This window comes from Methylobacter tundripaludum, assembly GCF_002934365.1.
In the GTDB taxonomy this organism is placed as follows: Bacteria; Pseudomonadota; Gammaproteobacteria; order Methylococcales; family Methylomonadaceae; genus Methylobacter_A; species Methylobacter_A tundripaludum_A.
Map to the genome: position 1 here is coordinate 233,739 of NZ_PTIY01000006.1, position 11,805 is coordinate 245,543.

Consider the following 11,805-nt stretch of genomic DNA (forward strand, 5'->3'; position numbering starts at 1 on the left):
TTTTTTGCTACAGCTTCATCTTTGTGCTGGGCATAGCCAACTTAATTGCGGGATTGCCTTTGTATACACCCCAAGCCTCGGTATCTTTGACGATGGAAGATGCCATCGCGACAAAGCTGCCTTCAGCAATTCGCAAGCCATCACGCAACGTCGAATTCACGCCAAAAAAACTATATGAGCCAATATCACAATGCCCGGACATCACCACATGGGAGGTAAACGTCACATGATCGTGAATCACACTGTGATGGCCGATGTGGTTACCGCTCCACAATACGACATTATTGCCGATGCGGGTAAACGGCTGGAGGGTATTGTTTTCCAGAATGAAGCAATTCTCGCCGATTTCGTTGTCGAATACCGTGGCTTTACTGCTCAGGTAACTAATACACTGATAGCCCTTGCCTTTGATCGTCTGGTAAACCGCCTCGCGATCGCGATTCATGTTCTTCGGCGACATCGGCGCAAAAAACGCATGGTCATCGGGGGAATAAAGTGATTCAACGTCTTCAAATGCGACTACCGGCAGGCCTAGGAACACCGGTTCTTCCGGCAGGTAATCACGATTGACGCTAAAAGCGACCACTTCATGTACGGAATCCCGTTCCAGATAATAGTGCGCCAATTCTGCAAAATCTTTTATGCCAAAAATCACCACATTAGCCATACAAGGATTCCTTATAAACGTAGACTGTATATTCGTACAAACCGTAATCGTTATGTATCACAAAATGACGTGATAGCTCCTTGGTCAAAAAGTCAACCAGAGTATCAAGGGGTAAATGAAACAGATCGTCCCGCTCCCAGTCCACCGCTTTAGACATCACATTGAACGCAAGACCGCAACGCACTTTGGGGAATACCGCCCGCAGCACTTGCTTGAAATATGCCAACATCTCATCGAATTCGAGATCGCATTTCTCGGTAAAAACGCCGTTCATAACCACATAATCAAATTTAGGCAATTTTTCAGGCTCGGCAACAACATCCAGGCAATAGTAAGTATTTTCAGGATATTTATTCCGGGATAGTTCGTAAAAAGCGGGCGACACATCAAGGCCATAGTAAGTTATATCGGAAAACCTGCTTTGCCGTAGAAAATCATACAAATGCGAAGCGCCGCAGCCAAAATCAAGCAGAGTCAATCCAGCCCTGGGTTCACTAATCACATTCAGCATCACCGCATAGCGTTTTTCCGCATCTTGCTTATTGGGCCAGTCAACCCCAAGATGCGAATCGCCATGCCGTGCCAGACAAGCTTCATAATGGTCAATAATTGTTTGGTGTTTACGCTGCTTCAAAGCATATCCCTCTCACCCAGCAGTCGCCGTACAGCGTCCGGCTGATTGAACATCAATACGTCGAGAATCGATAGACTAGGCACGTACTCGCTTTTGCCCTGATTGTAGCTAACCGTTCCCGGACGCAAAAACTTAAGCTGTATCCCTTGTTTCAAGAAACCGGCCCGGTCATATAAATCTACGCCGCCGACCGGATTGACGTAAATGTCGGCCCGCTCTTGCAGGCAAATATCCAGAATACGATCCTGCCCTTTCAAATGCATGTTTTGATAAATGCGCGAAGTGCTGACGATCTCCACCTCCAGCGTCAGATAATCCGCCACCTCCCGGAGGCTGTTCAGTAAAAACTCATCCAGACGGATCGAAGGAAAATTAACCAGTCGTTCTATCAGGATAGATACTTGCGTATAACAGGGCGCATGCCCATAAGCCTGTCGTAGGGTGCGCATCAGCTTGTCCCGCCAACTCCGCTCATCCGCCAGTTCAATGTCGCAGATAAGCCTATTCTGGCTGGCGCCGCGCAACGGCACCGTAAAAGTATGGGGAGCGCCGTTCAGCAACAGCCGATTCCGGTTCACCCAGCCGCGATTAATGAAATTGACGTCATCAAACACCACAAACTTATCCACCGCCGCCATCAGCTGAAAATAACCGATATAAGGCAGAAAATAAGGCTGCATGATCGCAATGGCTGTCATCTGCTAGGTTGCCCTGCAATTATTTTAACAATGGCATCGACCTGGCCATTCGACAAGGCGGGATAAATCGGTAAACAAATCACCTCACTCGCGATCTTTCTGGCCACCGGTAAATTTGACTGCGCCGCGGAAGGTATATCCCGATACATTGGAAAATCGCTAATCAACGGGTAAAAGTAGCGCCGCGCATGAATATCGTTATTTCGTAACTCTTGATACAGCGCATCACGGCTGATCGGATACTCAGGCCGCACCAGAATCGGGAAGTAAGCGTAATTTGCCACCTCCCCTCCTGCATCGGCCAGGCAATGAATGCCTTTTACCCCCGCCAGATCTTCGCGGTAACGAGCATCAATGGCTTTGCGTTTTTGCAGGGCTTCATCGATATATTTTAGTTGCAGCAAGCCGAAGGCGGCGCTGATCTCATTCATCTTGCCGTTAATGCCCGGAGCCACCACGGTGACTTCATCGACAAAACCGAAATTTTTTAAGTGATCGACGCGCTGCTTGATCTTGGCGTCAGGACAGACGATGGCGCCGCCCTCGAACGTATTGAATACCTTTGTGGCGTGAAAGCTGAGCACCGACAAATCGCCGTAATTGAGCACACTGCCGCCGTAATGCTGCACGCCAAAAGCATGAGCGGCGTCATAAATCACCTTGAGCCCGTAGTTGTCGGCAATCCGCTGGATGCGCTCCACGTCGCACGGATGTCCATAACAGTGTACCGGCATGATAGCGGTTGTTTGCGGCGTGATGGCCGCTTCGATTTTCTCAGGATCGATATTGAGCGAGACCGGGTCGATGTCCACAAATATCGGCTTGATGCCGTTCCACAACAGCGAGTGCGCAGTGGCTACGAAGGAATACGGCGTAGTAATAACTTCACCGGTAATGCGCAGCGCCTGGAGCGCCGTTACTAAGGCCAGCGTGCCGTTAGCAAACAGGGAAACGTACTTGACCCCCAAATAGTCGCACAATGCCTGTTCCAGTTGCTGGTGAAACGGACCGCTATTGGTTAGCCATTTATTACCCCAAATTTGTTCCAAATAAGGAATAAACTCATCCAGGGGCGGCAATAAAGGTTCCGTAACATAAATCTGTGGTTTTTTTGGGAATTTCGTCATTAATCGGCCTCTTACCTTGTCTTGCCGAAAACGTCCGGCCCCACGTCAAACGATTCCGCCGGCAAGCCTGCGCACCAGCGTTGCCACATCGTCCGCAGCGCACATTCCACGCCTGCGGCAACCATCTCCGGCTGACCTATCGCCGATTGCTTGATACGTTCGCGCAAATTTCCGCGTACACTGGCCAGCGAGGCAGGATGCCCCCCCCAAGACAAACCCTTCCGCACAAAATCCGCCGCATCCTTAGCGACAAAAGCATCAAGTCCCACCTGACTCAAAAGTGTAGAGCCCTGTCTGGCAGTAACCGTTCCCCCAACCAGCGTCAATGTCGGTACGCCCATCCACAGTGCATTAAGCGTCGTGGTTGCTCCGTTGTAAGGGAAGGTGTCCAAACAAATGTCCACCTGTTGATGCAGGGCAAAATAATCGGCTATGCCGCAACGCGGGTAAAGATTCAGCCGTTCCCGCGCGACGCCTTCTTGCGCAAACCAGTCAATCAATGCGCCGTATTGCCCCTCCTCCGACAGCCCCCCCAGCACCATGCGGGAATCGGGCAAGGCGCGCAAAAGTTGCGACCACAGGCCGATGACTGGCGGACTGAGCTTGCTTTGCCGGTTGAAGCTGCCGAAAGTGATATAGCCGTTACCCAGAGCAGGCAGGGCGTTGACCGGTGGCGCCGACATATCCGGCCGGTACGGCGCACAAGCCGGTAAACGCACGATTTTTTCGGTAAATTGATCGTCAAATTGGCCGGGCGGCAACAGAAAACGATCGGCCAGATAATAATCCATGCCGCTCAAGCCTGTGGTGCCGGGATAACCCATCCAGCTGACCTGCACCGGCGCGGGCTTGCGGGCAAAGGCTAACAATCTGTTTTTTGCGGTGTGTCCCGAAAGGTCGATCAGAATATCGATGCCATCAGCGCGTATTTGTTCCGCCAGCGCGTCGTCCGATAAACCGATAACCGAATGCCAGTGTTTAAAATACTTGCGCAGACGCAAAGTAACGCTATCTTGAACGTTGTTGTTGTAATAGCCGTGCAATGTCAATTGCGGATAATCCGCCAGATGTTCCAGCGCCGGTTCGATAAAACTGGCAACGGCATGGGCGTATAAATCGCCGGATACAAAGCCGACCTGTAGACAGCGTTCCGGGTCGCGCGAGTTGCTGTGCTGCGGCCAAAACGCACTCAGCGGCGCTTCAAACTGTTCGCCAAAACGGCGGTGCTCGACAGCCAACGTTGTCGCGTCTGTATTTTCGTTGTGAGTGAGGAAAAAAAGCAGGTTGCTATAGGTCTCGGCAAGATCAGGGTTAATCTCCAACGCTTTGCGGAAACTGACTTCGGATTCAGGCAGACTGCCCTGCCCGAAAAAAATGCTTCCTTGGTTACTGTGCGCCTCGGCGAAATCAGGTTTGATCGCCAGCGCCCGGCGATAACACGCCATTGCATCGTCGAGCTGTCCAAGGTCTTTCAGGATATTGCCTATGTTGTTATACACATCGGTAAAATCGGGGTTGAACTCCAGCGCCCGTTGATAACTTGTCATTGCGTCATCGGACAGCCCAAGTTTTAGCAAGGTATTGCCCAAGTTGCTGTAGGCATCGGCGTAATCCTGCTTGAATTCCAGCGCCCGCCGATAGCATGTCATCGCGTCATCCAGCTGCCCCAAGTCTTGCAGGGCATTGCCCAAATTGTTATACGCCTCGGCAAAATCGGGTTTGATCTCCAGCGCCCGGCGACAGCATGCCACCGCGTCGTCTAGCCGGCCGAGGGATTGCAGGGCGTGGCCCAGGTTGTTAAGCGTATCGGCGATGTCGGGTTTGATCTCCAGCGCCCGGCGATAGCATAGCACTGCCTCATCAAGTCGCCCGAGGTCTTGCAGGATATTGCCCAGGTTGTTATGCGCCTCGACAAAACCGGGTTTGATCTCCAACGCCCGACGATAGCTCGCCACTGCGTCAGCGGGTTGTCCGAGTTCCATCTGAAGATTGCCCAAATGGAAATGGGCCTCGGCATCCTCCGGCAATAGCTCCGCTATTTTCTGCAAGGGCGCCAGCGCTTCCGCATTCCGTTTCTGTTGCGTCAGTATCGATTGTAATGCCTGCCAACCGGGCACATAGCAGGGAAAGCGTAGCGTCCAGGTTTTGAACAGTGCTTCCAGTTCAGTGACACGGCCCTCGTTAAAAAGGGCTGTCATTGTTGCTATGTCTTGAGAATTAGGACTAACCGACGTCGTTTTTTTTGACGCTTTGCCCGGTTTGAAAGGTTTTTTGATTTTGGATTTAGACATACGTTTTTGTTCCTGCTCCCGACAGCCATCTTGGCAAAGCTATAACTATGCAGCTTACATTCTCAAGCAAGAAACCGGATTTCTTTTTTTGAATTGGGCAGCAGTGCGGCCGGTACACTATTCTCCTGAGAGCTAGACACATTTTACGCTCCCCTTCATTCTTCGGCTTATTCACACCCGGCCTTACGGCTTGACCTCAAATGATTCCGCAGGCAAACCGGCGCACCAACGTTGCCACATCAGGCGCAACGCACATTCCACACCTGCGGCAATCAACTCAGGCTGCCTTATCGCCGACCGCCCAAAACGTTCACGCAAATTAGCGCGCAAACTGGCCAGCGATGAAGGGTGGTTCGCCCAGGACAAACCTTTCCGCACAAAATCCGCCGCATCCTGGGCGACAAAAGCGTTCAGTCCCACCTGGCTCAGAATTGTAGCGCCCTGTCTGGCTGTAACCGTCTCCCCAACCAGCGTCAGCGTCGGTACGCCCATCCACAACGCATTAAGGGTCGTGGTTCCCCCATTGTAAGGGAAGGTATCCAGGCAAATATCCACCTGTTGATGCAGTGCAAGATAGTCGGCCATGCTGCAACGTGGGTAAAAACTCAGCCGTTCCCGTGTGATGCCTTCCTTGGCAAACCAGTCGATCAGTGTCTCGTGCCGATCATCCTCCGGCATGCCTCCCAGCACTAGCCGGGAATCGGGCAAGGCGCGCAAAAGTTGCGACCACACGCCGATGACTGGCTGCCTAAGCTTGTTTTGACGGTTGAAACTGCCGAAAGTGACATAGCCGTTGCTCAACGCCGGCAGGACGTTGACCGGTGGCGCCGACATATCCGGCCGGTACGGCGCACAAGCCTGCAAACGCACAATTTTTTCGGTAAATTGATCGTCAAACTGGCCGGGCGGCAACAGAAACCGGTCGGCCAGGTAATAATCCATGCCGCTCAAGCCGGTGGTGCCGGGATAGCCCATCCAGCTGACCTGCACCGGCGCGGGCTTGCGGGCGAAGGTTAGCAACCTGTTTTTGGCGGTGTGGCCCGAAAGGTCGATCAGAATATCGATACCGTCGGCGCGTATTTTTTCAGCCAAAGCCGCGTGCGATAAGCCGACAACTGAATGCCAATGTTTCAAATGCCTGTGCAGACGCCGGGTGACCTCATCTTCAAGGCTATGATTGTAATAGGCGTGGAGTACCAATTGCGGATGCCCCGCCAAATGCTCCAGCACCGGCTCGATAAAATTAGCCATGGCATGGTCGCAAAAATCACCCGACACAAAGCCGATCTGAAGACAACGCTCAGGCTCGCGCGAGTTGCCGTGTTGCGGCCAAAATGCGCGTAGCGGCGCTTCAAACTCCTCGCCAAAACGGCAATGTTCGGTAAAGATGGCTGCCGCATCTACCGTTTCGTTGTGAGTGAGGTAAAAAAGCTCGGAACTACGCGCCTCACCGACATCCAGACTGAGCTCCAATGCTCTCTGGAGGCTGGCTTGGGCTTCAGGCAGACGACGCTGATGTAAATAAACGTAACCCAGGTTATTATGCGCCTCGCCAAAATCCGGATTGATCTCCACCGCCTTATAGAAGCAGGCCTCAGCTTCAGCGAGCTGCCCCTGGGCAAAGAAAATACCGCCCAGATTGTTATGTGCCTCGGCGAATTCCGGATTGATCGCCACCGCACTGAGGAAGCAGGCTTTGGCTTCGTCGAGCCGCTCCTGACGCCAGCAAACACTGCCCAAATTATTCTGTACATCGGCCTGATTCGGGTTGATCTTCAACGCACAAAGGAGACTATTTTCCGCTTCGGCATCCCCGGGCGACATATCCAGGGCTTTCTGCACCTTCCTATCGGATGCAATCTTGATGGCCGACTTTCCTGATCCTGCCTCATTTGACTCGCGTCCTAGGCTGCTCATTGAATCATCTGCTGCTTTTCTGATGTTTTGCAGACTAACCTCAAACGATTCCGCCGGCAAGCCCGCGCACCAGCGTTGCCACATCATCCGCAACGCGCATTCCAGGCTTGCGGCAACCGCCTCCGGCTGGCCTATCGCCGATTGCTTGATACGTTCGCGCAAATGGCTGCGTACACCGGCCAGCGCGTCTGGATGCCCTGCCCAGGACAAGCCTTTGCGAACGAAATCCTCGGCATCCTGGGCGACAAAAGCGTTCAACCCCACATGCCCCAAAATGGTCGCACCCTGCCTGGCTGGCACCGTTCCCCCGACAATCGTCAAAGTCGGCACGCCCATCCATAAGGCGTTAAAGGTTGTGGTGCCGCCATTGTATGGAAAGGTATCCAGGCAAATATCCACCTGCCGATGCAGGGCAAGATACTCGTCCAAGCCGCACCGGGTATAAAAACTCAGCCGCTCCGGCGCAACGCCTTCTTGTGCAAACCAGTCGATCAATGCGTCGTGTCGCCCCTCTTCGGACATGCCTGCCAAGACTATTCGGGAACCGGGCAAGGCGCGCAGCAATTGCGACCACAAAGCGATGACTGACCGGCTCAGCTTGCTTTGACGGTTGAAACTGCCGAAAGTGATATAGCCGTTGCTCAAAGCGGGCAAGGCGTTGACCGGCGGCGCGGCCATGTCCGGCTGGAACAGCGCACCGGCCGGTAAACGCACGATTTTTTCGGTAAATTGATCGTCAAGTTGACCGGGCGGCAACAAAAAACGATCGGCCAGATAATAATCCATCGCGCTCAGGCCGGTGGTGCCGGGATAGCCGATCCAACTGGCCTGCACCGGCGCCGGTTTGCGGGCGAAAGTCAGCAACCTGTTTTTGGCGGTGTGCCCGGAAAGGTCGATCAGAATATCGATACCGTCAGCGCGTATTTTTTCCGCCAGCACGTCGTCCGACAAACCAAAGACAGAGTGCCAGTGTTGCAAATACTTACGCAAACGCAAGGTAACCTTATCTTCAAGGTTATGATTGTAATAGGCATGCAATACCAATTGCGGATAAGCCGCCAGTTGCTCCAGCACCGGCTCGATAAAAGTGGCCACGGCATGGTCGCGCAAATCGCCGGACACAAAGCCGACCTGTAAGCAACGCCCAGGCTCTCGCGAGTTGCTGTGCTGCGGCAACAATGCGTGCAACGGTTCTTCAAACTGTGCGCCGAAGCGGCAATGTTCGGCAAACAAGGTTACCACATCTATTTCTTCGTTGTGGCTGAGGGAAAAAAGCAGGTTGCTATGCGCCAAAGCATAATCCGGCTTGATCTCCAATGCCCGGCGATAACTCGCTTCGGCCGGCTTGCCTTGATTGTGGAGCGCATAACCTAGATTACAATGCGCGGCAAAAGAGTCGGGAGCGATCATTATCGCCCGTCGATCACAGACTTCCGCTTCAGCAGCCCGGCCTTGGGCGTTAAGCGCAAAACCTAAGTTGCTATATACTTCGTCATCGTCCGGCAACAGCTCCGCCGCCTTTTGCAACGCCGCAAGCGCTTCCCGGTCACGCCCGTGATGCTGTAGCATAACCCCCAGTATTTTCCAGCCGAACCCATATTCCGGAAAACGTTGACTAAGAGACGCGGCCATAGCCTCCACTTCAGTAGTGCGACCTTGCCCATAAAGCGCCAGCAACGCATCGACCTCCGATTGATCTGGGGCTGTTTCGCGGCCGTTACAAGACAATGTCTTATCGGCCGATACCGATTTAGTATGTTGTTTGGTGATTTCCTGGGCTGCGAGCTGTGATATTTCAGCATCGTGTAGGATAGGTTGTTCCGGCATCTGTTGTGTAGTCTCAGGATGATTTAGCTGCGTTTGGACAATAGCCGGCAAAGAATTCGGTATCTTGGCTTTGGTGGGCTTGCTGCTAAGTTAATCCGGCCGCAGAATTTTGTCCACCGCCTAAGCAAAAGGCTGGGAACTACATTGCCAAAGCGCAACGGGCTCGTTTATGGCGCATAAAAACGATTTTAAGTCAGAATGCCAACAGCCGCCCGAAAGAAACTCATGCCGTTCAATCGCTTAAACGTGAATATCGATTCCGCCGGAACTCGCGGCAGCGGTTGCCGAGGCTATCAACTTTAAAGCCGACTCCCCGTTTGCCTTTTCAATATCCTGACTTTTCTTGATCAGCGCAAACTCCACATCTTGCGCCGCCGTCGCCTCTTTCATAACCGCTGTCAGCAAACTACCGCCGCCTGCACCGCCTATTGAACCGATCATAAAAACCTCCGGGTTAGTGTTTATAGGCATCGGGCATTGCGTCCCAGCCCATTTTAATTTCTACCATCAAACCGGAAACTTCATCCAAAATGCTCTCGTCATTCTGATTATTTGCGGCTAGCAGACGACGAACCATGTAGTCATAAAGATTACTCAGATTTTCTGCAACTTCGCCGCCCGCTTCTATATTCAAGGAGCTTTGCAACCCGCCTACAATCTGAATCGCGTGACCGATATTCTGGCCTTTCATGGCGATTTCATTGCGCGCCATACTTTCCCTTGCAATTGCAATCCGCTCTAAGGCGCCTTCCATCAACATTTGCACAAGACGATGAGGCGACGCACCCATTACAGAACTGTTAACACTCACTTGCTGATATTGTTTTATGGCTGATACAGCGTTCATTTGTCTATCCTCATTAAATCATTATGTTGCGCCCCACTACATGGAACACCTGATGATTGTAGCGACAGTTTTAACAAAAACTTTACCTTTTTTGTAAAAAACATTAATTAATTTTTTGGCTGCATCGTATAAACCTGCCGGCATAGCGCCATTTATAGATAAGCGCCATTGACGCTTTAAAAAGCAAGGGAGGCCGGAATAGCCTAACCCGACATTTATTTTCCGTACCGGGCATTAGGTTACGGCGGCGTCAGAATATATTCGGCTATAATATCGGCAAAGCGCATTAGAACAGATACAATCCTCAGAACAAAAAATACCCATAAAAAAAATTAAAGTTTCCTAAAGCTACGCCGATAATAATTTCAGGTTGCGAGGGACATAAAATAACCCACACATCTAAAACCGAAATAAATTTCTATTTAGGAGAAGCGTCATGGCTCAATATATCAATACCAATATGGGTGCGCTGACCGCGCAACGTAATTTAAACAAATCACAAGCCGCCGGTATGCAGGCAATGCAACGCTTATCCTCCGGTTTGCGTATCAACAGCGCGAAAGATGACTCGGCCGGTTTATCGATTGTCGAACGTATGTCGGCGCAGATCAAAGGCCTTAATCAGGCGGTGCGTAACGCCAACGACGGCATCTCCATCGCTCAGGTGGCTGAAGGCGGTTTGGGCGAAATGAGCACCATCCTGCAACGGATGCGCGAGTTGGCCGTACAGTCCGCCAACGACTCCAACAGCGACACCGACCGCACCTCTATCCAGAACGAAGTCAAATCGCTTTACGATGAAATTGACCGGATTTCCGCCACTACCGACTTCAACGGCGTCAAGCTGTTTTCCGGGGCCGGCGCCAATCAAAGCCGCAGCATTCAGGTCGGCGCTTACGCAGGCCAAAGCATTAACTTCACCATCGGCCAGACCGACACCAAAACCTTGGCGCTGAACAGTTCGGTGGCGGCAGGACAAACCTACTCAGGACGCGTCTCCAATACCTCGACGACGGCAGGCGATATGACCATTAACGGCGTATCCGTGGGCGGCGTAGCCGCCGGTGCATCTGTTGCCAATATAGCAGGCCTTGAAACAGCGATTAACGCTACGTCCTCAACATCGGGCGTGACTGCGGACGCCTTTAACAAGGTCACCGGCTCGCGCGCTTCAGTGGCCGCCGACAAAGCGGTTACCGGCTTGACCATCACCGTAGCCACAGCCGCCGGCGCCGCAGGCACTGCGGTAACCATAGACACCGCCGTTTCATTATCGCAATTGGCCGACAATATCAACCGGCAAGTCGGCGGCGTCGACGCGTCCATCGGCAAGGACGGCAATCTGATATTGACCAACGATAACGGCGCGGCAATAACGATTGGCGGCACTACCACCAACTCCGGCTTGACCGCGGCAACCTATAACGGTTTTCTGGGCCTTACCAGCGGGGATGGCTCTGATATTAAAATCGGCACGTTGGCTGCCAACGATCCAAGTGCAATCAACACCTTCGGGTTCAACCAAGGCACCGGCAACGGCAGCGTGGTCGGCGACGGCGACATGTCAGGCTCAGTCGCCACCGGTGCAGCAGCCACCACTGCCCTGAACGTACTGGCCGGCGTTTACGACACCGCAACCACTTCGACCGACGTGGTAAAAATCAACGGCATACTGGTAGGATCGACGGCAACCGGCAGCGCGGCGGATAAAGCCGCTGCGATCAACGCGATCGGCGATCAAACCAACGTCACCGCGACAGCGAAAACGACAGCTTATGTCACCGTAGCCGGATCGAC

General features: G+C 52.7%; 9 protein-coding genes. 1 reads left to right on the forward strand and 8 read right to left on the reverse strand.

All coding sequences use genetic code 11. The annotated features are described in order from the left end of the window. Positions 1-7: 7 nt before the first annotated feature. The 8 genes from B0F88_RS09710 to fliS all read right to left on the reverse strand — a co-directional run bounded on the left by B0F88_RS09710 (position 8) and on the right by fliS (position 10,008). A complete protein-coding gene (locus B0F88_RS09710) occupies positions 8-667 on the reverse strand; it encodes an acetyltransferase (protein WP_104423731.1) in 660 nt (219 codons plus the stop codon). Then, positions 660-1,301 (reverse strand): class I SAM-dependent methyltransferase, encoded by a 642-nt coding sequence (locus B0F88_RS09715; protein WP_104423732.1) that lies wholly within the window; start codon positions 1,299-1,301, stop codon positions 660-662. Before B0F88_RS09715 ends, B0F88_RS09710 begins: the two co-directional genes overlap by 8 nt. Then, positions 1,298-1,999 (reverse strand): WbqC family protein, encoded by a 702-nt coding sequence (locus B0F88_RS09720; RefSeq protein WP_104423733.1) that lies wholly within the window; start codon positions 1,997-1,999, stop codon positions 1,298-1,300. Before B0F88_RS09720 ends, B0F88_RS09715 begins: the two co-directional genes overlap by 4 nt. Continuing rightward, positions 1,996-3,126: a dTDP-4-amino-4,6-dideoxy-D-glucose aminotransferase VioA gene (gene vioA, locus B0F88_RS09725; protein WP_104423734.1), complete on the reverse strand. Its 1,131-nt coding sequence runs from the start codon at positions 3,124-3,126 to the stop codon at positions 1,996-1,998. Before vioA ends, B0F88_RS09720 begins: the two co-directional genes overlap by 4 nt. A gap of 11 nt (positions 3,127-3,137) precedes the next feature. Further along, the gene (locus B0F88_RS09730) at positions 3,138-5,324 is read right to left on the reverse strand and encodes a tetratricopeptide repeat protein (protein ID WP_181049873.1); all 2,187 of its coding nucleotides are present in this window, start codon (positions 5,322-5,324) and stop codon (positions 3,138-3,140) included. Positions 5,325-5,600: 276 nt separating this feature from the next. Further along, positions 5,601-9,161, reverse strand: a complete 3,561-nt coding sequence (locus B0F88_RS09735) for an O-linked N-acetylglucosamine transferase, SPINDLY family protein (protein WP_104423736.1) — start codon at positions 9,159-9,161, stop codon at positions 5,601-5,603. Between the two features lie 240 nt (positions 9,162-9,401). Continuing rightward, a complete protein-coding gene (locus tag B0F88_RS09740) occupies positions 9,402-9,602 on the reverse strand; it encodes a hypothetical protein (RefSeq protein WP_104423737.1) in 201 nt (66 codons plus the stop codon). 13 nt (positions 9,603-9,615) lie between these two features. Then, entirely contained in the window at positions 9,616-10,008 is a 393-nt protein-coding gene (gene fliS / locus B0F88_RS09745; protein ID WP_104423738.1) for a flagellar export chaperone FliS, read from the reverse strand. A 436-nt stretch (positions 10,009-10,444) separates the two neighbouring features. On the opposite strand from fliS, the gene B0F88_RS09750 reads away from it, so the two are divergent. After that, positions 10,445-11,805: flagellin N-terminal helical domain-containing protein (locus B0F88_RS09750; RefSeq protein WP_445641279.1), on the forward strand; the 1,361-nt coding region annotated here is incomplete at its 3' end.